Below are 24,138 nucleotides of genomic sequence, written 5' to 3'. Positions count from 1 at the left end.
GCATGTGCAAACCCCGGGAGAGGCCGATGAGCGATCGGTACGAGCAGATGTACGACGCGGCCATGCGCTACTACATCCAGGGCGAGACGATGGACACCATCGCCCGCGGCCTGGGTGTGTCCCGCTCGTCGGTCTCGCGCCTGTTGAGCCAGGCGCGCGCCCGCGGACTCGTACGGATCGAGCTCGCCGAACACAGCGGCTCGCGCTCTCCCGTCGCGCTCAAGCTCAGCGAGCACTTCGGCATCGAGGTGCACCTGGTCAACGTGGGGGAGGGCGCCCGGCTGAACGCGCGCTTCGAGAGGGTTTCCCGGCACGCCGCGACCCTGCTGAACTCCGTCGTCGCGGACGACCAGCTCGTCGGCGTCGCCTGGGGCGTGACCATGACGCACATCGCGCGCTACGTCGAGCCGCGTCCGCTCACCGGCGTCACCATCGTCCAGATGAACGGCAGCACCAATCGATTCGACTCGGCCTCGCCGTACGTCGGGGCGATCATGCAGTCCATCGGTGAGAAATACGGGGCGCGGGTCGCCCTGTTCCCCGTGCCAGCCTTCTTCGACTACCCCGACACGAAGAGTGCGATGTGGCGCGAGCGCAGTATCATGCGCGTCCTCGACCTGCAGCGTCGCCTCGACGTGGCGATCTTCGGCGTCGGGTCGCTGCACGGCGGCGTCCCTTCGCACGTCTACACGGCGGGCTACCTGGACTCCGACGAACTCGCCGTCATCGAGCGGCAGGGCGCCGTGGGGGACGTCTGCACGGTGCTGCTGCGCGAGGACGGCTCGTACAACGACATCGCGTTCAACGACCGCGCCACCGGGCTGACCCCGCGCGAGTTGCAGAAGGTGCCGCGACGCATCTGCGTCGTCCCCGACCCCCGCCGGGCTCCCGCGCTGCTCGGCGCGCTGCGCGCCGGCGTGGCCACGGACCTCGTCTGCGACGACATGACCGCCCGAGCCGTGGCCGATCGGCTCTGAACGTCTGTTCACAGGCGCAATATGAGTGTGCGCGTCTTTCGTAGTTGAAGAATGCCTACCCAGATCCGGGTAGAGACTCATAGTCTGAAGCTGCCCGTCGCCGACGATGGGCCGCGAGCCAGAGAGGAAATCGTTGTGAAGAGGCTTCAAGCGGACGTCGTGGTGATCGGTGGCGGGTCCACCGGCGCGGGCGTCGTGCGGGACGCGGCGATGCGCGGCTTCAAAGCAATCTTGGTGGATCGGGCCGACCTCGGGCAGGGGACGACCGGGCGCTTCCACGGACTCCTGCATTCGGGTGGCCGCTACGTGGTCAGCGATCCGGGCTCCGCGACCGAGTGCGCCGAGGAGAACGCGATCATCACCCGCATCCAGCCCGATGCCGTCGAGAAGATCGGGGGGCTGTTCGTGGCCACCCCGGGTGACGATCCCGACTACGCCGACCGGTTCCTCGCCGGCGCCCAGGCCACCCGGGTGCCCGCCCAGGAGATCTCGGTGCAGGAGGCGCTGCGCCGCGAGCCGCGCCTGAACCCCGGCATCTTCCGCGCGATCGAGGTGCAGGACGCCTCGGTCGACGGCTGGCAGCTCGTGTGGGGCGCGGCGCGCTCCGCGATCGAGCACGGCGGCCAGGTGCTGACCTACCACCGCGTCACCGGCATCGAACACGACGGCGACCAGGTGCGTGCGGTGTTCTGCCGCGACGAGAAGGGCGGCGAGGACGTCCAGATCGACTGCCAGTTCGTCCTCAACTGCGCCGGTCCGTGGGCCGGCCAGATCACCCGCATGGCGGGGCTGCCCGAGGTGCCGGTCATCCCGGGCCGCGGCATCATGATCGCGATGAACCACCGGCTCGTGAACACCGTGATCAACCGGCTGATCTACCCGGCTGACGGCGACATCCTGGTCCCCGTCCACACCGTGTCGGTCATCGGCACCACGGACGTCAAGGAGACCGACCCCGATGAGCTGCCGATCCCGCGCGAAGAGGTCCAGCAGATGCTGGACGCCGGCGAGCAGCTGATCCCGGGCTTCCGCAGGGCCCGCGCCGTGCACGCCTGGTCGGGCGCCCGGCCGTTGATCAAGGACGACCGCGTCGCCGCGTCCGACACCCGGCACATGAGCCGCGGCATGGCCGTCATCGATCACCTCCAGACCGACGGCGTCAAGGGGCTGCTCACCATCGGCGGCGGCAAGCTCACCACGTACCGGCTGATGGCCGAGCACATCGTGGACACCATGTGTGAGCAGATGGGTCAGATGCGCCCTTGCACGACGGCGGAGGAGGAGATCCCGCCCGAGGGCACCAAGAACTACGTCATCACGCACCGGCTGGAGGACCGCGAGGAGGACCGCCTCGAGGACCAGATCATCTGCGAGTGCGAGCTGATGAGCCGCGGCATGTTCACCCGCGCGCTCGCCGAGCAGCCCGATGGCACCCTCGACGATCTGCGCCGCCAGCTGCGCCTCGGCATGGGCCCGTGCCAGGGCGGCTTCTGCGCCATGCGCGCCGCGGGCATCGCTCACCAGTCCGGCGCCGTCGACATCGAGCGCGCGACCGGCCTGCTCCGGTTGTTCCTCAAGAACCGCTGGATCGGGCTGTGGCCCATCCTCTACGGCGACCAGGTGCGGCAGACCGCCCTGGACGACTGGATCTTCCAAGGAACGCTCGACGTCGAACATCTTCCCCATGCCACCGAGGAGGTCGTCCGATGAGGGACGCCATTGTCATCGGGTCCGGACTCGCCGGGCTCACCACCGCGTTGCGCCTGGCCCGCGGGGGCATGAGCGTCTCGCTGCTCTCGAAGGGCCCGGGCGGGCTGCAGCTGTCCCAGGGCACCATCGACATTCTGGGCTACGCCCCCGACCGGGTCACCCGGCCGCTGGACGCCCTCGGCGACTTCGCCGCGGGGCACCCGGGGCACCCGTACGGTCTGCTCGGCGCCGACACGGTGCGGGACGCCGCGGGCTTCCTGGCGGAGTTGCTGCCGGACCTCCTCGTCGGCGATCCCGAGGTCAACCTCCAGTTGCCGACCGCGGTCGGCGCCGTCCGCCCGACGGCGCTGGCGCAGGAGAGCATGGCGGCCGGCGACCTGAAGGACGGGGCGTCCTACGTCATCGTCGGGTTGCGCCGCCTCAAGGACTTCCAGGCCGACCTCATCGCCGGCAACCTTGACCGGGCCGAGGTGCCCGCAGGGGGCGCGGTCAGCGCGCGGGCCGTCACCATCGACGTCCCGGTGCGCGACGAGCGCGACACCACGGGCCTCACCTACGCCCGGGCGCTGGACGACCCGAGCGTCCGGGCCACCTTCGCCAAGGCTGTCGCCAAGGAGGTGCGCGCCGGCGAGATCGTCGGGTTGCCCGGCATCCTCGGGCTGGACGATCACGAGGCCTGGCGCGACGTGCAGCAGATCGTCGACCACCCGGTCTTCGAGATCCCGCTGCCGCCGCCCGGCGTCCCCGGCCTGCGTCTGTATCGGACGCTGAGCGCGATCGCCCGCGACGAGGGCGTCCGGTTCATCACCGGCTCGAAGGTCATCGACAAGCGCGTCGAGGGCGATCGGGTCGTCTCGGTGTCGATCGATTCGGCCGGACGCGCCCGTGAGTACGCCGCGCGCCACTTCGTCTTCGCTCCGGGCGGCTTCGAGAGCGGTGCCCTGGCCGTCGACTCGTACGGTGCGATCAGCGAGACCACGTTCGGGCTGCCGCTGACCGAGTCCAGCGCGGAGAAGCTCATCCACGGCGACTACTGGGGCAGCGAGCAACAGCTGTTCGAGGTGGGCGTCCGCGTGGACGAGTCGATGCGGGTGCTGGACGCCGACTCGGCTCCGGTGCACAGCAACTTCTACGCGGCGGGCGGCCTGCTGGCCGGCGCCATGCGTTGGAGTGAGAAGTCAGGCGACGGCATCGCCGCGGCGAGCGCCGTGCGGGCAGCCGACACGATCCTGCGGGAAGGGAACTGAACCATGAACATCATGAACGCTCTCAAGCGCGACACCGCCCCCGACGCGGGGGAGCGGCTCGGCAACCAACTGGCCCGCGCCACCCTCGACCACTGCGTCAAGTGCACGATCTGCGAGACGAGCTGTCCCGTCTCGGCGGTGACACCGTTGTTCTCCGGGCCGAAGTTCGTGGGCCCACAGGGCGAGCGCTTCCGCGACGGCGAATCGGTGGACCACTCCGTCGACTACTGCTCCAGCTGCGGCACCTGCACGCTGGTGTGCCCGCAGGGGGTCAACGTCGCAGAGCTCAACTCGCTGGCCCGGGCCAAGATGAAGCAGGAGCACGGCGTCCCGGTGCGCGACCAGCTCATCAGCCGCACCACGCTGATGGGCACCGCGATGACGCCGGTCGCCCCGGTGGCGAACGCGGTGCTCGGCTTCAAGCCCGCGCGCGTCGTCATGGAGAAGGTCGTCGGCGTCCACCGCGACGCGCCCATGCCGACCGCGCGCACTCAAACGCTGCAGGGCTGGCTCAAGAAGCGGACGCCTCCGACGACGCCGCGCACGCGGGGACCCATCGTCTTCTTCCATGGCTGCGCCGGCGGCTACTTCGAGGTCGAGACGTCCAAGAAGAGCATCGAGGTGCTGGAGCACCTGGGTTACGAGGTCCTCGTCCCGAAGCAGGGCTGCTGCGGCCTGGCCCAGCAGAGCAACGGTCTGTTCGAGTCGGCGAAGAAGTCGGTCCGCACCCTGGTGGACCAGCTGCGGGGTGCCGGCAAGGATCTGACGATCATCAGCTCGTCGGGCTCCTGCACCGGCATGCTCAAGCACGAGGCGCACGAGATCCTCGGCGTCGAGGACGAGGAGCTCAAGGACGTCGCCGCCCACGTCCGCGAGTTCTCCGAGTTCCTGCTCGACCTGTACGACGAGGGCGAGTTCCCGGTCGACGAGCTGCGTCCCCTGAAGATGACGGTGCCCTACCACGCCCCCTGCCAGCTCAAGAGCCAGGGCATGGGGACGCCCGCGGCCGACCTGCTGCGGCTGATCCCGGGGCTGACGGTCGTCGACTCCAACGCCACGTGCTGCGGGATCGCCGGTACGTACGGTCTCAAGAAGGAGAAGTACGAGATCGCCCAGGCCGTCGGCAAGCCGCTCTTCGACATGGTGAAGGCCACGAACAAGGAGCTCGCCGTCTGCGACACAGAAACCTGCCGCTGGCAGATCCAGAAGTCGACCGGCGTGCCGACCGTCCACCCTGCGGAACTGCTTCACCGCGCCTTCGGACTGTCCTGACCGCCCGGACCGAGGCGTCCTGAGCGGCGGCGGCCCTCGCCCCCACTTCGGGGCGGGGGCCGTCTTATTTTTACGACGATTCCGTGCCCGAAATCAGGAAGTTAGGTTAGCCTTTCCTCCATGGAGCGCATCGCTTTGGACCAGGTACCGATGAATCAGTCCATGACCTTGCTGTCGGCGGACGTCGAGGCGCCGGTCGCCCGCCGCCTCAGCGCGCTGGGGCTGCGCCGCGGCGCCGAGGTGAGCGTGGTGCAGCGGCTCTCCGGCGGTGGACGCCTCGTCCTGGTCGCCGGGTCACGCGTCGCGCTCGCGAAGGGCGTCCTCGCCGCCATGACCGTCGCGGCCGCATGAGTCTCGAGCACCGCGCCCCCTCCCGCTCCACGCTCAGCTGCCACGGGGCTGCCGACGCGATCGCCTCCGCGGACGCTCCGGTCGTGGCCCTCGCGGGCACCCCGAACGCCGGCAAGTCCACCCTCTTCAACGCGCTCACGGGCCTGCGCGTCACCACCGGCAACTGGCCCGGCACGACCGTCGAGGTCAGCCGGGGCGTGTGGCGCACCCCGCGCGAGAGCGCGTCCGGCGAGATCGCGCTGATCGACCTGCCGGGCGCCTACAGCCTCGACCCGATGAGCCCCGATGAGGAACTCACCCGCAACCTGCTGGTCTCGGTCCCCCGGGCCGAGGCGCCCGACGTGGTGGTCGTCACCGTGGACGCCGCGCACCTGGCTCGCAGCCTGTACCTCGTCGCCCAGGTCCGGGAGAGCGGCCTGCGCGTCGTCGTCGCGCTCACCATGGTGGACGTCGCCCGCAACCAGGGCCTCGACGTGGACGCCGGCGAGCTCGCGGCGGCACTCGGCTGCCCGGTGGTCGCCATCGACCCGCGCCGGCGCCGCGGAATCGACGAGTTGACCGGCGCCGTCCTCCAGCAGGTGGCGCAACCGCCCGCCAGCCCGCGTGCCCTGCCCGAGACGACCGACGAGCTCGAGCTCGCCGACGATCGCTTCGCCTGGATCGACGCGGCCGTCCAGCGCGCCACCAGCGACTCCGGCCAGGCCCGGGTGAACTGGTCCGACCGCATCGACCGGGTCGTCACCGCGCCCACCCTCGGCCCGCTGGTCTTCCTCGTCGTGATGTGGCTGGTGTTCCAGATCACCACGACGGTGGCCGCGCCGCTGCAGGATGCCCTCGACACGTTCTTCTCCGGTCCCGTCTCCGACGCCGTCAGCGGCGGCCTCACCTCGGTCGGGCTCGGGGAGACGTGGGTCCACGGCCTGCTCGTCGACGGCTTGATCGCCGGCGTCGGCATGGTGCTGACGTTCGCGCCGCTGATGGCGCTGATGTTCGTGCTGCTCGCGCTCTTGGAGGACTCCGGCTACCTGGCCCGCGCCGCCGTCGTCACGGACCGGATGATGCGCAGCATCGGCCTGCCCGGCAAGGCGTTCCTGCCGCTCGTCGTCGGTTTCGGCTGCAACGTGCCGGCGATCAGCGCGACCCGCATCCTCGGCGACGCCCGCCAGCGGCTGCTCACGGTGCTGCTCGTGCCGTTCACGTCCTGCAGCGCGCGGCTGACCGTCTACGTCATGGTCGGCACCGTGTTCTTCGGCCGGGCCGCCGGCACCGTCGTGTTCGCGATGTACCTGGTCTCGATCCTGTTCGTCGTCCTCGTGGGGCTCGTCCTGCGGAAGACGCTGTGGCGCTCGATGGGCACCGAGCCGCTCGTGATCGACCTGCCGCCCTACCAGGTGCCGACGCTGCGGCTGACCGCCGCGGTGGCGTGGTCGCGGCTGGCCGACTTCCTGCGCCGGGCCGGCGGCGTCATCGTCCTCACCGTGATGCTGGTCTGGCTGTTCCAGTCCATCCCCGCGCAGCCGGGCGCGGGCGGCTTCGGCGAGGTGGACGTCGAGCACTCCGCGTACGCCGTCGGCGCGAAGGCGATCACGCCGGTGTTCGAGCCGACCGGCTTCGCGGCCTGGCAGACGACCTCGGCCCTCATCGTCGGCTTCGTCGCCAAGGAGACCGTCATCTCGTCGTGGTCGCAGACCTACGCGGTGGCCGAGCCCGACGGCAGCGGCGGCGGCGAGCTGGGAGCGCGGCTGATCCAGACGTTCCACGAATCGTCCGGCGGGCACCCGCTGCCGGCGGTGCTGGCGCTGCTGGTGTTTCTGCTGGCCTACACACCGTGCGTGGCGACCCTGGCCGCCCAGCGGCGCGAGGTGGGGCTGAAATGGACGCTGTTCGGCGTTGCCGTGCAGTTCACCGTCGCCTACGCGTCGGCGGTGCTGATCTTCCAGGTCGGGAGGCTGTTCTGGTGAGCGGACCGCTGCATCAGGTGTTGGACGCCTTCGAGGCCGGTGTCTCGAGCAAGGCCGAGATCGCCCAGCGCACCGGGCTGAGCGCGGACGTGGTGGACGCCAGCGTCGACCACCTCGTGCGGATGGGTCGCATTGAGGCCCGTGAACTCGCGATGGGCTGCCCGGGCGGCGGCTGTTCGAGCTGCGCGTCCGGGACGGCCGACGGCGCGCCCGGCTGCGGCGCGTCGGGGCCGTCCGCGAAACGCAGCGGACCCGCGCTCGTCACGTTGACCCTGCGTCGCCGCTGAGCGGCGTCCACGGCTCGGTCCGGGGCCGCCGTAGAATCGGCGATCGTGACTTCGATCGACGCGCCCATCGGCATCTTCGACTCCGGCTTCGGCGGGCTCACCGTCGCACGGGCGGTGTGGGACCAGCTACCCGGCGAGGACATCGTCTACCTCGGCGACACCGCCCGGGCCCCCTACGGCCCCAAGACGATCCCCGAGGTGCGCGAGTATTCGCTGGAGTCCCTCGACGTGCTGTACCGCCAGGGCGTGAAGGCCCTGGTCATCGCCTGCAACTCGGCCTCGTCCGCGGTGCTGCGGGACGCCCGCGAGCGCTACGACGTGCCGGTCGTCGAGGTGATCCTCCCGGCCGCGCGCCGGGCCGTCCGGGCGACGAAGAACGGCCGCATCGGCGTCATCTGCACCGTCGCGACCGCCCAGTCGCGAAGCTACGACGACGCGATGGCCGCCGTTCCCGACGTCGAGCTGTTCACCGCGGCGTGTCCGCGTTTCGTGGACTACGTCGAGGCCGGCATCACCGGCGGCCCGGAGCTGCTGGCGGACGCGCAGAACTACCTGCGGCCGCTGCAGGAGGCCGGCATCGACACCCTGATCCTGGGCTGCACGCACTACCCGCTGCTCGCGGGCGTCCTGACCTACGTGCTCGGGGAGGGGGTGACGCTCGTGTCGTCCGCGGACGAGTGCGCGCGGGAGACGTACGTCACCCTCACCGATCTCGGCCTGCTGCGCCACGACGGTCACGAGGGCCAGCACACGTTCCTCACCACGGGCAACCCCGAGAAGTTCGCCGGCATCGGACGCCGCCTCACGCGCGGCTTCGTCGAGGCGGCTCAGCAAGTGGTGGGGGTCGGCACGTCGGCTTCATGACGCTGGGAAGGCAAGAGGGAACCCCTGACGCGGGCCCGGGGCTCCTGTGTAGCGTGAACGCAAAGTACGAGCAGAACCGCATCCTGCAGGAGAACTCGAAGATCCCGATGCTGATCGCCGCGAACACCGAGGCCGGCGGCAACGGTGCCTGCACCGATGGCACCTACGTCGGCTGGGAGATCAAGGTCGCTGCGTCGGGCGACGACGAGAAGTACGCCTACGAGCTGGGCCGCATCTCAGGCGTCGAGGCGTCCGCGATCGGGTGTAACTGGAGCTTCGCCCCGATCGTCGACCTCTACCGCAACTGGCGCAACCCGATCGTGTCGGTGCGCACCTGGTCGGCCGACCCCGACCAGACGATCAAGCTGGCCAAGGCGTACATGAAGGGCATCATGGAGTCCAACATCATGCCCGCCGCGAAGCACTGGCCCGGTGACGGCATCGACGAGCGCGACCAGCACCTCAGCTCCGCGCCGAACTGGTACGACACGAAGCACTGGGACGAGACCTTCGGCAAGGTCTACAAGGCCCTGATCGACGAGGGCCTGCCGTCCATCATGGCCGGCCACATCGGGCTGCCGAGCTACCAGAAGGAGCTCGACCCGGACAGCAACGAGTTCACGCCGGCGACCCTGTCGCACGCCCTGACCACCACGCTGCTGCGCGAGAAGCTCGGCTTCAACGGCGTTGTCGTGACCGACGCGTCCCGCATGGTCGGCATGACGGGCTTCGCCAAGCGCCGCGACATCCTGCCGATGGCCATCAACGCCGGCTGCGACCTCTTCCTGTTCTTCAACGACCCGGACGAGGACTTCAACTGGATGATGGAGGCCTACAACAACGGCGTCCTCGGTGACGAGCGGTTGGAAGAGGCCCTCACCCGCACGCTCGGCCTGAAGGCCCGCATCGGCCTGCACAAGCTGGAGAAGACGAAGATCCTTCCGCCGAAGGACGAGGCGATGGCCAGGATCAAGCTGCCGGAGAACGTGAGGATCTCCGAGGAGCTCTCGGACGCGGCCGTCACCCTGGTCAAGGATCAGGACGAGGGCGTCCTGCCGATCAGCCCCGAGAAGTTCAAGCGCATCGGCATCATCCCGATCTCGGGCCCGAAGAACCCGATGGCGCACGGCAAGGGGCCCAAGGGCGTCGAGGTGTTCGCCGACGTCATGCGCGAACGCGGCTACGACGTGGAGCTGTACGAGTCGCTGACCGACAAGTCCGAGCGGATGACGACCGAGGAGTTCGCCGGGGTCGTCAAGGGAGCCTATGCGGGCAAGGCGCCCATCTCGGCAATCACCGACAAGTACGACATGGTGATCTCGGTCGCGCAGGTCAACGGCCTCATGCAGCCCACCGAGCGCGTGTACTGGCCCGCCTCGAAGGGCACCCTGGTACGTCCACGAGCTTCCGACGGTGTTCGTGTCGCTGGCCTGCCCGTACCACCTGGCCGACGTCCCGCAGGTGAAGACGTTCGTCAACGCCTACGACGGCTACGAGCACACTGTGCGCGCGGTCGTCGACAAGCTGGAGGGCAAGTCGGAGTTCAAGGGCAAGCCGTCCACCGACGTGTTCTGCGGCCTGCCCGACACCCACATGTGACCGACCCGGACGGACGCCGCGGGCCGCACCCTGACAGGGTGCGGCCCGCGGCCGTGTCGGGAAGTGTCGGCGGGCGCCGCTAGGGTTGGCGACATGACTCGTGCTGATGGACGCAACAATGACCAGCTCCGCCCGGTGACCCTGACCCGCGGGTGGCTCGACCACGCCGAGGGCTCGGTATTGGTCGAGTTCGGGCGCACCCGCGTGCTGGTCGCCGCGTCCGTCACGCCCGGCGTGCCGCGCTGGCGCAAGGGGTCGGGGCTCGGCTGGGTGACCAGCGAGTACGAGATGCTGCCGCGCTCCACGAACACGCGCAACGACCGCGAGTCCCGCAAGGGCCGCGTCGGCGGACGCACCCACGAGATCTCCCGGCTCATCGGACGCGCGCTGCGCGCCGTCATCGACTATGAGGAGCTGGGGGAGAACACCATCGTCATCGACTGCGACGTGCTGCAGGCCGACGGCGGCACGCGCACGGCGTCCATCACCGGGGCTTTCGTGGCGCTGGCCGACGCGGTGGAGTGGCTGCGCGAGCGCGATCTGCTGGCCGGCGAGCCGCTGAAGGGCTCGGTCGCGGCCATCTCTGTGGGCGTCATCGACGGCGTCCCGATGCTCGACCTGCCCTACGAGGAAGACTCGCGCGCCGACGTCGACATGAACATCGTCTGCACCGGCGACGGCCGCCTCGTCGAGGTGCAGGGCACCGCCGAGGGCGAGCCGTTCGACCGCGACGTCCTCAATCAGTTGCTCGACCTCGGCACCCAGGGCTGCGCCGAGCTGACGAAGCTGCAGTTCGAGGCGCTGGCCAAGTGACGCGCGTCGACGAGGTGGTTCTGGCCACCCACAACGCCAAGAAGCTCGCCGAGCTGCGACGCATCGTCGAGGCGTCCGGGCTCGAGATGACCGTGCACGGCCTCACCGACGTGGCCGACTACCCCGACCCGGCCGAGACCGAGACCACCTTCGAGGGCAACGCGCTGATCAAGGCGCGCGCCGCCGTCCAGGCGACCGGCATGGCCGCGCTGGCCGACGACTCCGGTCTCGAGGTGGACGCCCTGAACGGCATGCCCGGCGTCCGCACGGCCCGCTGGTCGGGGCCCCAGGCCACCGACGAGTCGAACCGCCGCCTCGTCCTCGCGCAGGTCGACGACGTGCCCGACGAGCGCCGCGGCGCCCGGTTCGTCTGCGCGATGGCGCTCGTGCTGCCCGACGGCACCGAGCACACGCTGCGGGCCGCCATGGAGGGGCACCTCGCGCACGCCGAGAGCGGCACGAACGGCTTCGGCTACGACCCGATCTTCATCGCCGAGGGGCGCGAGGTCACCAACGGCCACCTCAGCCCGCAGGAGAAGGACGCCATCAGCCACCGCGGGAAGGCCGTCCGGGCGATGGTCGACCACCTCCGGTCGCTCAACGACCCGCGGGAGGAGAACCGATGACCAACGACGCCGACGCCCAGTACCTCGGCCTGGTCCGGCGCATCCTGGACGAGGGGGTGGAGAAGTCCGACCGCACAGGGACGGGTACCCGCAGCGTCTTCGGCCACCAAATGCGTTTCGATCTCACCGCGGGCTTCCCGTTGCTCACCACGAAGAAGCTGCACACCCGGTCGATCTTCGGCGAGCTGCTGTGGTTCCTGCGCGGCGACACCAACATCGGCTGGCTGCACGAGAACGGCATCACCATCTGGGACGAATGGGCGGACGCCAACGGCGACCTCGGCCCCATCTACGGCCACCAGTGGCGCTCGTGGCCGACGCCGGACGGCCGGCACGTCGACCAGATCGCCAAGGTCATCGAGACGCTCAAGACCAGGCCCGACTCGCGCCGCCACATCGTCTCGGCGTGGAATGTGGCCGACGTCGACGACATGGCGCTGCCGCCGTGCCACGCGCTGTTCCAGTTCTACGTGGCGGACGGCCGGCTGTCGTGCCAGCTGTACCAGCGCAGCGCGGACGTCTTCCTCGGCGTCCCGTTCAACATCGCCAGCTACGCGCTGCTGACGCACCTCGTGGCGCAGGTGACCGGCCTGCAGGTCGGCGACTTCGTGCACACGTTCGGCGACGCCCACCTCTACCTCAACCACCTCGACCAGGCGCGACTGCAGCTGACCCGCGAGCCGCGCCCGCTGCCGACGCTGCGGCTCAACCCCGACGTGCGCGACATCGACGCGTTCGAGCTGGCCGACATCGAGGTGGTCGGCTACGACCCCCACCCCGGCATCAAGGCCCCGATCGCGGTCTGACGCCGCGTCCCCTGTGACCGAAGGATCCCCATGCCCCTCATCGCAATCGCCATCGTGGCCGCCAACGGCGTCCTCGGGGACGGCGAGACGCAGCCGTTCGAGTTCGCCGAGGACTGGGCGCGCTACAAGGAAGTGACCATGGGGCACCCGATGATCATGGGGCGCACCACCCACGAGGCCATCGGTCGCTGGTTGCCGGGCCGTACGAGCATCGTGCTCACCACCGATCCCGGCCGGGTCACGCTGCCCACCGACGGCCGGGCGGACGGCCGCACCGCCGGGTCGCTGGCCGAGGCGCTGGAGGTGGCGCGATCGCTCGACGACACGGTGTTCATCGCCGGCGGCGGCAGGGTCTACGCCGACGCCTGGGACCTGCTCGACGAGCTCGACCTCACCGAGGTGCACGCCGAAGCCGAAGGAACGGTGACGCTGCCCCGCATCGACCCGGACGTGTGGCAGGAGTACCGCCGCGAGCGCCGCGACGAGTTCGACTTCGTGGGTTACCGGCGGGTCGCCGCCAGCGGCTGAACCTTGCGCGCCGTCACGATGTAGGTGAGGCCCGCCACCACGTGCAGGGCGACGCCCAGCCACAGCAAGGCCTGGCCGAGCGGCAGGACGTTGGGCAGCCAGGTCGAGGCGAGCACGAGCAGCACCAGCGCGACGAACAGAATCGCGGTGCGGATCTTGCCCAGCCAGTTGACGCGCAGCTGGCCGCCAGCGGCCGCGCGGCCGGCGAACACGGCGGTGAGGACGTCCACGCCGGCGATCACGGCGAACGCCCACCAGGACACCAGCCCTTGGATCGCCAGGCACAGCAGCACGGCGACGATGCCGACGCGGTCGGCGATGGGGTCGAGCACCTCGCCGAACCGGCTCACCTGGTGGGTGAGCCGGGCGAGCCAGCCGTCCACCCAGTCGGTGCCCGCCCAGATCGTCAGCAAGATGATCGCCTCGGGTCCGCGGACGGGCTGGAGGATCAGCCAGCACACCGGGACGAGAAGCAGGCACCGCAGCACGGTGAAGGCGTTCGGGATGGTGGCCCAGCCGGCGTCGTATCGCTGCGCGTCGCTCATGCGCCCGACTCTAGCCGGGCGCCCCGGCTCCTAAGATGGGTCCCATGGCCTCCACCGAATCACGCGCCCACGACGTCGTCCTCTTCGGAGCCACCGGCTTCGTCGGCAAGCTCATCGCCCAGCACCTCGCCGAGACCGCCGGTGACGGCGTCCGCATCGCGCTCGCCGGACGCGATCGCGCCAAGCTCCTCGCCGTGCGGGGATCCTTGCCCGGGCAGGCGGCCCAGTGGCCGCTCGTGGAGGCGGACGCGCGCGACGAGGCGTCCCTGGCGGCGCTGGCCGAGTCGACCCGCGTGGTGCTCACCACGGTCGGGCCGTACCTGACGTCGGGCTACGGCCTCGCGAAAGCCTGCGCCGAGGCCGGGACGCACTACGCCGACCTCACCGGCGAGGTGCTGTTCGTCCGCCGCACCGTCGCGGAGCTGCACGAGACGGCGCGGCGCACCGGCGCGCGCATCGTCCACTCGTGCGGGTTCGACTCGATGCCCTCCGACCTGGCGGTCTGGCTCACCGCACGGGCCGCGGCCGACGCCGACGCCGGCTCGCTGACCCGCACCACCACCTATGTGCGCACGCTGCGCGGCGCGGTCTCGGGCGGGACGGTCGCGTCCGGCGTCGGCATCATGGACGCCGTGGACGCCGACCCGGCGCTCGGCCCCGTCGCCGGCGACCCCAACGCGCTGCTGCCCGAAGGCGCGCCCCGGCTCACGTCCGATCGGGTGCTGCTCGAGAAGGATGCCGAGCGCAAGCACTGGTGCGTCCCGTTCTTCATGGGCGGCTTCAACCGGCAGATCGTCAACCGCAGCAACGCGCTCGCCGGCTACGCGTACGGCCGGGCGTTCAGCTACCGGGAGATGCACGACCTGGGCGGTGGGCCCGCCGGGCTCGCCCGGGCCGTGGGGCTGGCCACCGGCTCGTCGATCGGACGCGCCGCGCTCGGCTTCGGCCCCACGCGGGCGGCGCTCGACCGGGTGCTGCCTGGGTCCGGCGACGGCCCGAGCGAGAAGACGATGGCGAACGGGAAGGTGGAGCTGGAGGTGATCGCCGACACGACGACCGGCGACCGGTTCGTCACGACGGCGGCCGTCGACAAGGACCCGGGGTACACCGGCACCGCGATCATGATCGGGCAGGCCGCGCTCGCGCTGGCCCAGGACGAACTGCCCGGCGAGGGAGGCGTCCTCACGCCGGCAACCGCGCTGGGCGGCCTGCTGGTGGAGCGGTTGCGCGCCCACGGGTTCCGGTTCGCGACGGTGCGGCGCTGACCGGGCCGGAGAGCAGACGGGGATCGCACCGATGAGGACCACCGCGTCCGTGCTGCACCTCGACCTGGACGCGTTCTTCGCGTCGGTCGAGCAGCGCGACAAGCCGTCGCTGCGGGGCAAGCCTGTCATCGTCGGCGGTGTCGGCGGCCGCGGGGTGGTGTCGACGGCGTCCTACGAGGCGCGCCCCTTCGGAGTTCACTCGGCGATGCCGATGCACGAGGCGCGACGGCTGTGCCCGCATGCCGCGGTGCTGTCCGGGCGGTTCGGGGCGTACCGGGAGGCGTCCGCGATCGTGATGGGGCTGCTCCGTGAGCTGTCCCCGCTGGTGGAGCCGCTGAGCCTCGACGAGGCCTTCGTCGACCTGGCGACAGACCCCGACCGCGACCTGACGCCGTCCGCGCTGGTGGAGCTGGCGGAGCGGCTGCGCGCAGACGTCCAGGAGCAAACCGGTGGCCTGACGGCGTCCGTGGGGCTGGGGAGCTCGAAGTTCATGGCGAAGGTGGCCACCGAGTTGGGGAAGCCGAACGGCGTCCACCTGGTCGAGCCGGGCACCGAGGTGCCCACGCTGGCGCCGCTGCCCGCGCGGGCGATCCCCGGGGTGGGGCCCGCGACGATGGAGCGGCTGGCGCGGCTCGGCGTCGAGACGGTGGCGGACGTGCAGGCCCTGAGCGAGCGGGAGTTGGTGCGCGAGCTGGGGCGGGCGTCCGGGCTGAACCTGTACGCGCTGGCGTTCGCCCGCGACGACCGGCCGGTGGTCGCCGAGCGGGAGGTGAAGTCGATCTCGGTGGAAGACACTTTCGCCACCGACCTCACCGACCGCGCCGAGTTGGACGCCGCGATCGACCGGGACGCCCGCATCATCGCCGGGCGGCTGGCCAAGCACGGCTGGTTCGCACGGACGATCACGCTGAAGGTCAAGCGGCCCGACTTCACGACCATCCCCCGGTCGCAGACGTTGCACGGCTCGACCGACCGATCCGAGGTGATCGGGCGCATCGCGCGCTCCCTGCTCGGTGGGCTGGAGATCGGGACCGGGTTCCGGCTGCTCGGGGTGGGGGTGTCGGGCTTCAGCGAGGCGGCCCAGGAGGAGTTGTTCGAGCCCGAGGTCGCCGGGGCCGTGGTGCAGACCGCCGTCGCGAACCCGTCGGGCCAGGTGGTGGCGTCGCACGCGGAGGCCGGCTCGGCCGAGGACACCCACGCGGACGCCGACGCGGCGGGTCAGTCCGCCACCGGGACGGGACAGCCCGAGGCGCTGCGCCCGCGGTGGCAGCTGTCGTTCACCCCCGGCGCCGACGTCGAGCACGACGAGTACGGCCGCGGGTGGGTCTGGGGATCCTGTCGTTCACCCCCGGCGCCGACGTCGAGCACGACGAGTACGGCCGCGGGTGGGTCTGGGGATCGGGGCTGGGGCGGGTGACGGTCCGGTTCGAGACCGCAGAGACCCCGCCCGGTCCGGTCCGGACGTTCTCGCTGGACGATCCCGCCCTGCACCTGGTGGAGTGGCCGACGCCGACGGGGTGAGCTCCCGGCGCCGCCGACGCTAGACGAACAGCGATAGGAGGAGTGCCATCAGCAGCCCCAGGACGCTGGCGATCGCCTGCACCCTCAGCGGCCCGACTTGGTCGTGCCGCGGCGCGGGGGTGCGGTCAACGGGTCGTCCGGCCAGGGGTGTTTGGCGTAGCGGCCGCGGTTCTCGGCGCGGACGCCAGGATAGGCGTTCACCCAGAAGGACGCGAGGTCGTCGGTGACGGCCAGCGGGCGTCCGGCCGGGCTGAGCAGGTGCAGCAGCACGGGGACGCGGCCGTCGACGATGCGTGGGGTCTCGGTCAGGCCGAAACACTCCTGCAGCTTCACGGGTAGCACGACGCGCCCGTCCGGGGTGTCGGGATAGGTGAGGCGTAGGCGGGAGCCGGTCGGCACTCCGAGGCGCTCCGGCGCGAGTTCGTCGAGACGGACCGCCTCGGGCCATGGCAGCAGGTTGCGCAGCGCGCGTTCGACGTCGAGCTGGGACGCGGGGGTGCCGGACGCGAGCCGGTCGAGGTCGGGGCCGAGCCAGGCGTCGGCGCGCTCGAGCAGGGCGTCGTCGTCCATGGCGGGCCACGGGTCGCCGAGCTCGCGGTGCAGCAGGGCGAGGCGGCGACGCAGCGTCTCCGCACCCGCGGACCAGTCGAGCAGGCCGAGCCCGTGGTCGCGCAGGGCGTCTCGGACGGCCGCCCGTCCCTGGGCGGCGGTCGGTCTGATCGGCGTGGACGTGAGCTCGATGGCGCCGAGGGCGTCCACGCGGCGGGCCTGGAGGCGTCCGTCCCACCAGGTGTGGTCGGTGCGGGTCTCGCGCAGGGGAGCGGCGGCCGCCTCGGCGAGTTCCCGGCTGAGCGGCGCGGCCGCGCGGATGAGCGCGCCGGAACCGTCGGCAACCTGGTGGCGGGTCGTCTCGGCGACGGCGAGCCACTCCTGGCCGCGCAGGGGTGAGGAGGCCTCCAGCATGGCGCCGGTGCCGGAAGCGAACGTGTAGGACGCCGACTCCGGGCCTCCACGGCGGCGCGCGACGCGTCCGGGGTAGGCGAGCGCGGTGACGAAGCCGACCTCGTGGCCGGCCACGTCGCCGCGGGTGATCGGGACGTCGGACGGCTCGCCGGCCGGCAGGGTCTCGCGGACGGCGCGCTCGAGCCGCGACACCTCGGTGCGCCACGGTCGCAGGTCCTGGCCGCCCTGCCGCAGGGAGGGCAGCCAGCGCTCGAGGTCGCCGTCGGGGACGCGCCGATCGGAGGACAGCATCGCGACGACCTCGGCGGCGGTCCGGGCGCCGACGACGGGGGCGCCGTCGAGGAGGCCCCGGGCCAGCCGCGGGTCGGCGGGAACGCGGGCCAGCGCCCGCCCGCGCGCCGTGGCGCGGCCGTCGGCGTCGACGGCGCCGAGCTCGCGGAGGGTGTCCGTCGCCGTGTCCATCGCGGTGGCCGGGGGCGCGTCGGGCAGCGCCAGCCCGACGCCGCCGGGGGATCCCCAGCAGGCCAGGTCGAGGGCGGCGCCGGTGAGGTCGGCGGTGGCGATCTCGGGGGTGGTGAAGGCGCGCAGCCGCGACCACTCGGCCTCGGCGAAGCACCGGACCGCGACGCCCGGCCCGAGGCGGGCGGCGCGTCCGGCGCGCTGCTGTGCCGAGGAGCGCGCCTCGCTGACCGTGACCAGCCCGGACATCTGACGTCCGGCGTCGAAGCGGGGTTCGCGGGCCAGTCCGGAGTCGACGACGAGCCGGATGCCGGGGACCGTCAGCGACGACTCGGCGACGGCGGTGGACACGATGACGCGGCGTCCGGGACGGTCGGACAGGACGCGGTCCTGCGCGCGGGCGTCCAGGCTGCCGGAAAGGGGTTCGGCATTGATCCCGCGGCTGACCAGGCGGTCCGCGACCTGTCCTGCCTCCCAGGCACCGGGGACGAAGACGAGCGCGTTGCCGGCGTCCTGCTCGGTGAAGGCGCGCTGGGTGGTGGCGGCGACGTGGTCGAGGAAGTCGTGGCCGACGCCGCGCGGCCCGAGCCGGTGGACGCCGGGTGGCGGGGGAGCCCAGCGGATGTCGAGCGGGTGCAAGTCGGCGGCGACGCGCACCACGGGAGCCGGGGCGTCATCGCCGAGGAGCGAGGCCCAGCGGTCGGCGTCCAGGGTGGCGGACATGACGACGAGCGCGAGGTCGTCGCGCAGGTCGACCAGTTCACGCAGCAGCGCGAAGGCGACGTCGGAGTCGAGGTGCCGCTCGTGCACCTCGTCGAGGACGACCGCGGAGATACCGTCAAGGGCCGGGTCGGCGAGCATCCGCCGGATGAGGACGCCGGTGGTCACGAACTCCACCCGGGTGGCGGCGCTGAGCTGGGCGTCCCCGCGAACGGTGTAGCCGACGGCGTCCCCGAGGCGGGTGTGGCTGAGGTGGGCCAGCCGGCGGGCGGCGGCCCGGGCGGCGATGCGGCGGGGCTGGGTGACGATGACGCGTCCGGGGGTCAGGTTCGCGGCCAGCGGCGGCACCAGCGTGGTCTTGCCGGTGCCCGGCGGCGCCTGGACGACCGCGCGGGTGCCCTCGATCGCGCGGGCGAGCTCGTCCAGCGCGGCGGCGACGGGCAGTCCGGCGCCGACGGCGTCCAGGTCGAAGGGCGGTGTCGTCACGGGGTTCAGTCTTGCGCACGCGCCAACGGGACCCGGGTAGGCCACAGGGCGGCTCCCCGGAAGGGAACCGCCCTGCGCGCTATCGATCGGCGGCGTCAGCGCCGCGGCGTCGAGATCAGGCCTGCTGGCCCTCGGTGGAGGAGTTGGACTGCTCGGAGCCGTCCTGGTCGTCGGCGACCTCGCCCGCGACGTTCAGCGAGCGGCTGCTGTGCTGAACCTCGATCTTGCGGGGCTTGGCGGTCTCGGCGACCGGGATCGTCAGGGTCAGGACACCGTCGCTGTAGTCGGCGCTGATCTTGTCGGTGGCCAGGCCGCGGCCCAGGGTCAGCTGGCGGGCGAAGGTGCCGACGGCGCGCTCACGCGTGAGCCAGCTGGCGTCGCTGGCGACGGACGGGGTGCGCTCGGCGCGGATCGTGACGGTGTCGCCGTCCATGTCGATGTCGATGGTCGACGGGTCGACGCCCGGCAGATCGATCTGGGCGACGAAGTTGTCGCCGGTGCGGTAGAGGTCCATCGGCATGCCGACGGACGCCGGGGTGCGGGTGGTCACGTTGTTGAAGAGACGCTCCATCTCGCGGAAGGGATCGTACGTAGCCATGTTTCCTGCCTTTCCTAGAGGACATCCTGCTATGCAGTTGAGCGTACCCGACTCACCTTTTATTCCGAGCGCCAACAGATCCGCCTCCCGAAGGAGGGAATGCTCGTGGCAGGGGGGAGGTTGTACCGTCCATGACGAACATTGTGATCATCGGAGGACATGGCAAGGTCGCCCTGCTCGCGGCGCCGCTGCTCGTCGAGGCGGGGAACCAGGTGACCAGCGTCATCCGCAACCCCGAGCACGCCGACGACGTCGCGGCGACGGGCGCGACCCCGCTCGTCGAGAGCGTCGAGGAACTCGACACCGACGGCCTGACCCGCGTCCTGCAGGGCGCGGACGTGGTGGTCTGGTCGGCGGGGGCCGGCGGCGGCGACGCCACCCGCACCACGGCCGTCGACCGGGACGCGGCGATCCGCTCGATGGAGGCCGCCCAGGCCGCCGGGGTGGGCCGCTACGTGATGGTGTCGTACTACGGCGCCCGTCCCGATCACGGAGTGCCCGCCGACAACGGGTTCTTCGCCTACGCGGAGGCCAAGGCCGAGGCGGACGCGCACCTGCGGGCGTCCGGGCTCGACTGGACCATCGTGGCGCCGAGCGCGCTCACGCTGGAGGAGCCCACCGGGCGCATCGACGCGCAGGTCGGCGAGGGCCCGCAGGGCGACGACCCGGACGCCGGATCGGTCTCGCGCGGCAATGTCGCGCGGGTCATCGCCGCGGTGGTGGACGCCGGAGGTCCCAGCCGCACGACCATCGCCTTCACCGACGGCGAGACTCCGATCGCGGAGGTCATCGAGGCGGCCGCGCGCTGACGTTCTCGAGCCCGCGGAGACGCGCCTACCCGGCCTAGCGAGTTCCCGGACGCCCGGAGGGGCCTTCCCTCCGGGCGCCGGGCTCGCGAGACTGACTGCATGGACGCACGCGTGCGGGCCGCCCTGGACGCCGCCCCTCGAGAGCGCTTCCTGCGCGCCCAGGACCGTCCATTCGCGCACATCGACGCGCCGCTGTCGATCGGGCACGGGGTGACGAATTCCCAGCCGTCGACGGTATTCGCCATGCTGGAGTTACTGGACGTGCGGCCCGGGCAGCGGGTGCTGGACGTCGGCGCCGGCTCGGGCTGGACGACCGCGCTGCTCGCCGAACTCGTCGGTCCGAGCGGCCGGGTCGTCGGGGTGGAGCGCATCCCCGAGCTGATCCCGCCGGCGATCGAGGCGCTGACGCCCTGGCCGCAGGCCAGCGTGCAGCTGGCGGACGACGGCGTCCTCGGCGTCCCGGAGGCGGGCCCCTACGACCGCATCCTGGTCTCCGCGATGGCCGACGACCTCCCGGGGTTCCTGGTGGCGCAGCTGGTGGTCGAGGGCGTGATGGTGATCCCCGTCCGCGACGAGATGCGCCGGGTGGTGCGCCGGGCAGGCGGCGGGACGCAGGTCAGCGAGCACGGGCTGTACTCGTTCGTCCCACTGATCCCGTGAGGACGCCCACCGCGACGGTCGCCGGGGCGCGAAACCCCTAGACTGTGTGCCGCCGGCCGGAGTGGTGGAATTGGCAGACACGCAGGATTTAGGTTCCTGTGCCCCTAGGGCGTGAGGGTTCAAGTCCCTTCTCCGGCACCCCACTGGTTGGCACGCCGACTCGCCGCATACGCCGCAGGAGTGTGTCCGGTGATCTGCCGGAAGTCCCGGATGAAGTGCGCCTGGTCGAACCAGCCGTAGGTGGACGCCAACTCAGCCCACGATCCCGTCCACCCGCGGTCGATAGCGGCGACGGCGTCTGAAACCCGGGCCCGCAGCAGCATCCGCTTGGGTCCGACGCCGAGGAAGCGGTGGAACAGCCGTTGCAGGCTACGCACGCTCGTGTGCGTGCGTCCGGCCAAAGCGTCCAGCCTGGTCACCGCGGGGTCGGCGAGTTCGGTCAGCGCGCGCTGGAATGCGACGAACCCGTCCGGGCTGCGCGGCGACCGGGACAGCAGCCAGGCATCCAGCAGGGGAGCGGCTTCCGTCGCGGCGCCTGGCAGGTCCGCCAATCCGTCCGCCGACTCGAACCAGGACGCCGCCGGCACCGTCGCGTCCCGGACGGCCGCGAGGGAGGCGTCCGTGAAGGCCAGCGTGCCGCCGAGGCGGAACTTCACCCCGACGACGCTGCCGTCGGCGAACAGCGTGACGTCGAAGCGTCCGCGCGTGATGGGACCGGTGACCCAGACGCCTGAGCCGTCGACGCCGGCCCGCTGGACGCCGCCGCGCTCGGCCGTCAGATGCACCGAGGGGTCGTCCAGGGTGGCGACGGCGAACCGGTCGGCGCCGAGGCTCCACCGGCTCGACCAGTACCGCTCCACCCACGGGCTCAGCCGCTCGTCGGGCGCGGCGAAGTCGTAGCGGGCGCGGCTCAGGTACTCCTCGGGGCGCAGCACGTGACCGACCATGTGGGACGGCGGTGTCGCGTTCGTCCAATCGCTGCGGCGGGTCACGACACCAGGATGGCAGCCATGACCGACACCACAAGCACCGCCGTCGCCTCGCTCGCGATGGTCACCCTGGACGCCCCCGACGCTGCCGCGCTGGCCGACTTCTGGTCGAAGGCGCTCGGCTGGCCGATCGCCTACTCCGACGAGAACTACGCCATGCTCACCGGGCCGACGCACGCGCTGGGCGTGGGCACGACCCCGGACTACCAGAAGCCCACCTGGCCGGACGACGGCCGCAAGCAGTTCCACCTCGACCTGGCCGCCGACGATGTCGAGGCCGCCGCCGCGAAGCTGGTCGAGCTCGGCGCGACGCGTCCCGACGAGCAGCCCGGTGAGACCTGGGTGGTGCTGCTCGATCCAGCCGGACACCCCTTCTGCGTGACCGACGCGGCCAACTGGGGCTGAGCCCGCATCGACCCCGGGGCAGGAGAGTTCACCGCCTGTTGGGTGACGCCCCGCGTCCGGCACCCTAGGGTCGTCCCGTCACCGACGACAGGAGCCGACATGCCCGACACCCACGACGCGCGCGGAATGCTCGAGGCCGCGCTCGACACGATGACCGCCCAAGTGGACGCCACGCCCGCCGAGGCCTGGACGCGTCCGTCGCCCTGCGAGGGCTGGGACGGACAAGCCCTCCTGGATCACGTGACCGGGACGCTGCAGGGCATCTCGGCGATGATCTCGGGCGGCGACTATCGCGCCGGACGGAACCGGCGGCCGGCCGAGGACGGGGCGTCCGCGCAGGACGCGATCGACCGCTGGCACGGGCTCGCCGAGGAGGTCCGCCGGCAGGCGGAGACGATGGACGCGCAGGAGCCGATGACCGGACCCCGCGGTGAGGAGCCCGCGTGGTCGGCGCTCAAGGTGCCGACCCACGACCTCACCGTGCACGCCTGGGACCTCGCCGCCACCGCGGGCCGCGAGCTCGAACTCCCCGACGACCTGCTGGCCGACCTCACCGACCTGGTGAAGAACACCCCGCCCGACTTCCTGCGTTCGCCCGGCGTCTTCGGGCCGGAGGTAGAGGCCCCGCACGGTGCCGGCCCCACCGACCGGCTGATGGCCTTCCTCGGACGCCGCCATCCCTGATCTACACGAGCAACCGCGCTTGCTCGGGCGGGTTGGTTGACACGGTGGAAACCAAATCAGATAGTTGAACCACTGTCAACCAACTGTCGAGGCGGAGGCGGGCATGGACCACGGCGCCGATCCGAACGAGGCGAAGCGCGCGCTCGACGAGGTGGCCGACGCTCGGGCGTCCGTCGTCGCGCGGACGCGTCAACCCGCCTGGGTGCTCGCCTTGTTCAGCGCGCTGTTCGGCGCGGGGTGGGCGGCGGCGAACCTGGGTCACGTCGGGGTCGGCCTGGGGCTCATCGCGGTGGCCCTCGCTCTGTACTGGTTCGTCTCCACCAGGGTCGATCGGCGCCGGGGCACCATCTCTGACGCGCGCGCTCTCGGCGCGAATGCCTGGCGGTTCATGATCATCAATGCGCTCATCCTCTTGGGCAGCCAGTTCCAGCCGCCCCCGGCGTGGCAGCCATGGTTCACGATCACGATGGCGGTCATGGTGTCGGTCGCGGGCTTCGTCTACCTGCGCTGGGAGGCTCGCTATCAGGAGCGCCGCATCGCCGCTGGTGACTACGACCGCTACGGCCTGCTGTGAGCTGGCAACCCATCGAGCCGCACTTCGACGAGCTCATCCATGCGCCCACTCGCCTGCGCATCGTCGCCGCGCTCGCCACCGCCACCGACCTGGAGTTCACCGCGCTGGAGGAGAGCGTGGGGATCTCGACGTCCCTGCTCTCCAAGCACCTCAAGACGCTGGAGGACGGCGGCTACGTCGATCTGGAGAAGCGGCCGCAGGTGTTCGGTCGGCCGCGCACCTGGGTACGCCTGACGCCGAGCGGACGCCGCCGCTACCTCGCCCACGTCGAGGCGCTGCGCCAGATGCTCCCCGGCCCGGAGGACATGCCGGAGGTGGAAGCGCCCGGTTGATCGCCGACGGGTGGACGCGTGGGGGGGAGCCGGGTGAGCCCTCGCTTCTCACAATTTGATATCTCTGTCCATTGGATGGGACATCCG

The 24,138-nt window shown here is 71.4% G+C and carries 25 protein-coding genes and 1 tRNA gene; 22 read left to right on the top strand and 4 right to left on the bottom strand.

Annotated features, from left to right (window positions below; all coding sequences use genetic code 11):
- Nucleotides 1-26 precede the first annotated feature (26 nt).
- The 13 genes from BN1187_RS10535 to BN1187_RS10475 all read left to right on the top strand — a co-directional run bounded on the left by BN1187_RS10535 (nucleotide 27) and on the right by BN1187_RS10475 (nucleotide 13,041).
- Nucleotides 27-977: a sugar-binding transcriptional regulator gene (locus BN1187_RS10535; RefSeq protein WP_040161502.1), complete on the top strand. Its 951-nt coding sequence runs from the start codon at nucleotides 27-29 to the stop codon at nucleotides 975-977.
- Between the two features lie 135 nt (nucleotides 978-1,112).
- Nucleotides 1,113-2,687: an anaerobic glycerol-3-phosphate dehydrogenase subunit GlpA gene (gene glpA, locus BN1187_RS10530; RefSeq protein ID WP_040161499.1), complete on the top strand. Its 1,575-nt coding sequence runs from the start codon at nucleotides 1,113-1,115 to the stop codon at nucleotides 2,685-2,687.
- Entirely contained in the window at nucleotides 2,684-3,934 is a 1,251-nt protein-coding gene (gene glpB / locus BN1187_RS10525; RefSeq protein WP_040161496.1) for a glycerol-3-phosphate dehydrogenase subunit GlpB, read from the top strand. The genes glpA and glpB overlap by 4 nt, the downstream gene beginning before the upstream one ends.
- 12 nt (nucleotides 3,935-3,946) lie before the next feature.
- Nucleotides 3,947-5,206, top strand: coding sequence for an anaerobic glycerol-3-phosphate dehydrogenase subunit C (locus BN1187_RS10520; RefSeq protein WP_052462773.1), 1,260 nt, complete (start codon nucleotides 3,947-3,949; stop codon nucleotides 5,204-5,206).
- Nucleotides 5,207-5,326: 120 nt separating this feature from the next.
- Complete coding sequence (locus BN1187_RS10515) at nucleotides 5,327-5,557, top strand: FeoA family protein (protein ID WP_072042054.1); 231 nt, start codon at nucleotides 5,327-5,329, stop codon at nucleotides 5,555-5,557.
- Complete coding sequence (gene feoB / locus BN1187_RS10510; RefSeq protein WP_040161491.1) at nucleotides 5,554-7,518, top strand: ferrous iron transport protein B; 1,965 nt, start codon at nucleotides 5,554-5,556, stop codon at nucleotides 7,516-7,518. Before BN1187_RS10515 ends, feoB begins: the two co-directional genes overlap by 4 nt.
- Nucleotides 7,515-7,805: a FeoC-like transcriptional regulator gene (locus BN1187_RS10505; RefSeq protein WP_052462602.1), complete on the top strand. Its 291-nt coding sequence runs from the start codon at nucleotides 7,515-7,517 to the stop codon at nucleotides 7,803-7,805. The genes feoB and BN1187_RS10505 overlap by 4 nt, the downstream gene beginning before the upstream one ends.
- A 42-nt stretch (nucleotides 7,806-7,847) precedes the next feature.
- Nucleotides 7,848-8,669 carry a glutamate racemase gene (murI, locus tag BN1187_RS10500; protein ID WP_040161488.1) on the top strand — a complete coding sequence of 274 codons (822 nt, stop codon included), beginning with the start codon at nucleotides 7,848-7,850 and terminating at the stop codon, nucleotides 8,667-8,669.
- A gap of 53 nt (nucleotides 8,670-8,722) precedes the next feature.
- Entirely contained in the window at nucleotides 8,723-10,351 is a 1,629-nt protein-coding gene (locus tag BN1187_RS10495) for a glycoside hydrolase family 3 protein (protein WP_052462600.1), read from the top strand.
- A gap of 10 nt (nucleotides 10,352-10,361) precedes the next feature.
- Entirely contained in the window at nucleotides 10,362-11,081 is a 720-nt protein-coding gene (gene rph / locus BN1187_RS10490) for a ribonuclease PH (RefSeq protein ID WP_040161485.1), read from the top strand.
- Nucleotides 11,078-11,707 (top strand): RdgB/HAM1 family non-canonical purine NTP pyrophosphatase, encoded by a 630-nt coding sequence (gene rdgB, locus BN1187_RS10485; RefSeq protein ID WP_040161482.1) that lies wholly within the window; start codon nucleotides 11,078-11,080, stop codon nucleotides 11,705-11,707. Before rph ends, rdgB begins: the two co-directional genes overlap by 4 nt.
- Nucleotides 11,704-12,513, top strand: coding sequence for a thymidylate synthase (locus BN1187_RS10480; RefSeq protein ID WP_040161478.1), 810 nt, complete (start codon nucleotides 11,704-11,706; stop codon nucleotides 12,511-12,513). Before rdgB ends, BN1187_RS10480 begins: the two co-directional genes overlap by 4 nt.
- Nucleotides 12,514-12,543: 30 nt before the next feature.
- Entirely contained in the window at nucleotides 12,544-13,041 is a 498-nt protein-coding gene (locus BN1187_RS10475; protein WP_040161475.1) for a dihydrofolate reductase, read from the top strand.
- Here BN1187_RS10475 and BN1187_RS10470 read toward each other — a convergent pair.
- Nucleotides 13,014-13,586 (bottom strand): CDP-alcohol phosphatidyltransferase family protein, encoded by a 573-nt coding sequence (locus BN1187_RS10470; protein ID WP_040161472.1) that lies wholly within the window; start codon nucleotides 13,584-13,586, stop codon nucleotides 13,014-13,016. The two genes, BN1187_RS10475 and BN1187_RS10470, sit on opposite strands and share 28 nt — an antisense overlap.
- Nucleotides 13,587-13,630: 44 nt before the next feature.
- On the opposite strand from BN1187_RS10470, the gene BN1187_RS10465 reads away from it, so the two are divergent.
- Nucleotides 13,631-14,851 (top strand): saccharopine dehydrogenase family protein, encoded by a 1,221-nt coding sequence (locus BN1187_RS10465; protein WP_040161470.1) that lies wholly within the window; start codon nucleotides 13,631-13,633, stop codon nucleotides 14,849-14,851.
- A gap of 31 nt (nucleotides 14,852-14,882) precedes the next feature.
- Nucleotides 14,883-16,268 (top strand): DNA polymerase IV, encoded by a 1,386-nt coding sequence (locus BN1187_RS10460; protein WP_315969074.1) that lies wholly within the window; start codon nucleotides 14,883-14,885, stop codon nucleotides 16,266-16,268.
- Nucleotides 16,269-16,456: 188 nt separating this feature from the next.
- Here BN1187_RS10460 and hrpB read toward each other — a convergent pair whose 3' ends face one another.
- Both hrpB and BN1187_RS10450 read right to left on the bottom strand, forming a co-directional pair.
- The gene (gene hrpB, locus BN1187_RS10455; RefSeq protein ID WP_218184639.1) at nucleotides 16,457-19,000 is read right to left on the bottom strand and encodes an ATP-dependent helicase HrpB; all 2,544 of its coding nucleotides are present in this window, start codon (nucleotides 18,998-19,000) and stop codon (nucleotides 16,457-16,459) included.
- A gap of 115 nt (nucleotides 19,001-19,115) precedes the next feature.
- Entirely contained in the window at nucleotides 19,116-19,598 is a 483-nt protein-coding gene (locus BN1187_RS10450; protein ID WP_052462599.1) for an Hsp20/alpha crystallin family protein, read from the bottom strand.
- Between the two features lie 131 nt (nucleotides 19,599-19,729).
- Here BN1187_RS10450 and BN1187_RS10445 point away from each other — a divergent pair, with 131 nt between their 5' ends.
- From BN1187_RS10445 to BN1187_RS10435, 3 genes are all read left to right on the top strand, one after another.
- The gene (locus tag BN1187_RS10445) at nucleotides 19,730-20,407 is read left to right on the top strand and encodes an SDR family oxidoreductase (RefSeq protein WP_040161467.1); all 678 of its coding nucleotides are present in this window, start codon (nucleotides 19,730-19,732) and stop codon (nucleotides 20,405-20,407) included.
- A gap of 99 nt (nucleotides 20,408-20,506) precedes the next feature.
- Nucleotides 20,507-21,067, top strand: coding sequence for a protein-L-isoaspartate O-methyltransferase family protein (locus tag BN1187_RS10440; RefSeq protein ID WP_040161463.1), 561 nt, complete (start codon nucleotides 20,507-20,509; stop codon nucleotides 21,065-21,067).
- 55 nt (nucleotides 21,068-21,122) lie between these two features.
- Nucleotides 21,123-21,205, top strand: a tRNA-Leu gene (locus tag BN1187_RS10435).
- Here the strand turns inward: BN1187_RS10435 and BN1187_RS10430 are convergent.
- Nucleotides 21,187-22,059 (bottom strand): helix-turn-helix transcriptional regulator, encoded by an 873-nt coding sequence (locus BN1187_RS10430; RefSeq protein ID WP_218184638.1) that lies wholly within the window; start codon nucleotides 22,057-22,059, stop codon nucleotides 21,187-21,189. The two genes, BN1187_RS10435 and BN1187_RS10430, sit on opposite strands and share 19 nt — an antisense overlap.
- Before the next feature lie 18 nt (nucleotides 22,060-22,077).
- Here BN1187_RS10430 and BN1187_RS10425 point away from each other — a divergent pair, with 18 nt between their 5' ends.
- From BN1187_RS10425 to BN1187_RS10410, 4 genes are all read left to right on the top strand, one after another.
- Nucleotides 22,078-22,461 carry a VOC family protein gene (locus BN1187_RS10425; protein WP_040161457.1) on the top strand — a complete coding sequence of 128 codons (384 nt, stop codon included), beginning with the start codon at nucleotides 22,078-22,080 and terminating at the stop codon, nucleotides 22,459-22,461.
- 99 nt (nucleotides 22,462-22,560) lie between these two features.
- Nucleotides 22,561-23,145: a TIGR03086 family metal-binding protein gene (locus tag BN1187_RS10420; RefSeq protein ID WP_040161454.1), complete on the top strand. Its 585-nt coding sequence runs from the start codon at nucleotides 22,561-22,563 to the stop codon at nucleotides 23,143-23,145.
- Nucleotides 23,146-23,248: 103 nt separating this feature from the next.
- On the top strand, nucleotides 23,249-23,719 hold the full coding sequence (locus BN1187_RS10415; protein ID WP_040161451.1) for a hypothetical protein: 471 nt from the start codon (nucleotides 23,249-23,251) through the stop codon (nucleotides 23,717-23,719).
- Entirely contained in the window at nucleotides 23,716-24,051 is a 336-nt protein-coding gene (locus BN1187_RS10410; RefSeq protein WP_072042053.1) for a transcriptional regulator, read from the top strand. The genes BN1187_RS10415 and BN1187_RS10410 overlap by 4 nt, the downstream gene beginning before the upstream one ends.
- Nucleotides 24,052-24,138 lie beyond the last annotated feature (87 nt).

The organism is Nigerium massiliense (assembly GCF_000826085.1).
GTDB lineage: Bacteria > Actinomycetota > Actinomycetes > Propionibacteriales > Propionibacteriaceae > Propioniciclava > Propioniciclava massiliense.
The sequence above is the reverse complement of the archived record's forward strand: the minus strand, read 5'-3'. Positions and strand labels throughout refer to the sequence as shown.

What these genes read in the sequence shown, in the direction of transcription:
- BN1187_RS10415 (WP_040161451.1), top strand. Translation starts at nt 23,249, where the DNA reads ATGGACCACGGCGCCGATCCGAACGAGGCGAAGCGCGCGCTCGACGAG.
- BN1187_RS10450 (WP_052462599.1), bottom strand. Translation starts at nt 19,598, where the DNA reads ATGGCTACGTACGATCCCTTCCGCGAGATGGAGCGTCTCTTCAACAAC.
- BN1187_RS10445 (WP_040161467.1), top strand. Translation starts at nt 19,730, where the DNA reads ATGACGAACATTGTGATCATCGGAGGACATGGCAAGGTCGCCCTGCTC.
- BN1187_RS10420 (WP_040161454.1), top strand. Translation starts at nt 22,561, where the DNA reads ATGCCCGACACCCACGACGCGCGCGGAATGCTCGAGGCCGCGCTCGAC.
- BN1187_RS10515 (WP_072042054.1), top strand. Translation starts at nt 5,327, where the DNA reads ATGGAGCGCATCGCTTTGGACCAGGTACCGATGAATCAGTCCATGACC.
- BN1187_RS10425 (WP_040161457.1), top strand. Translation starts at nt 22,078, where the DNA reads ATGACCGACACCACAAGCACCGCCGTCGCCTCGCTCGCGATGGTCACC.
- BN1187_RS10440 (WP_040161463.1), top strand. Translation starts at nt 20,507, where the DNA reads ATGGACGCACGCGTGCGGGCCGCCCTGGACGCCGCCCCTCGAGAGCGC.
- BN1187_RS10480 (WP_040161478.1), top strand. Translation starts at nt 11,704, where the DNA reads ATGACCAACGACGCCGACGCCCAGTACCTCGGCCTGGTCCGGCGCATC.
- rph (WP_040161485.1), top strand. Translation starts at nt 10,362, where the DNA reads ATGACTCGTGCTGATGGACGCAACAATGACCAGCTCCGCCCGGTGACC.
- glpB (WP_040161496.1), top strand. Translation starts at nt 2,684, where the DNA reads ATGAGGGACGCCATTGTCATCGGGTCCGGACTCGCCGGGCTCACCACC.
- BN1187_RS10465 (WP_040161470.1), top strand. Translation starts at nt 13,631, where the DNA reads ATGGCCTCCACCGAATCACGCGCCCACGACGTCGTCCTCTTCGGAGCC.
- BN1187_RS10535 (WP_040161502.1), top strand. Translation starts at nt 27, where the DNA reads ATGAGCGATCGGTACGAGCAGATGTACGACGCGGCCATGCGCTACTAC.
- feoB (WP_040161491.1), top strand. Translation starts at nt 5,554, where the DNA reads ATGAGTCTCGAGCACCGCGCCCCCTCCCGCTCCACGCTCAGCTGCCAC.
- BN1187_RS10460 (WP_315969074.1), top strand. Translation starts at nt 14,883, where the DNA reads ATGAGGACCACCGCGTCCGTGCTGCACCTCGACCTGGACGCGTTCTTC.
- BN1187_RS10475 (WP_040161475.1), top strand. Translation starts at nt 12,544, where the DNA reads ATGCCCCTCATCGCAATCGCCATCGTGGCCGCCAACGGCGTCCTCGGG.
- BN1187_RS10520 (WP_052462773.1), top strand. Translation starts at nt 3,947, where the DNA reads ATGAACGCTCTCAAGCGCGACACCGCCCCCGACGCGGGGGAGCGGCTC.
- BN1187_RS10470 (WP_040161472.1), bottom strand. Translation starts at nt 13,586, where the DNA reads ATGAGCGACGCGCAGCGATACGACGCCGGCTGGGCCACCATCCCGAAC.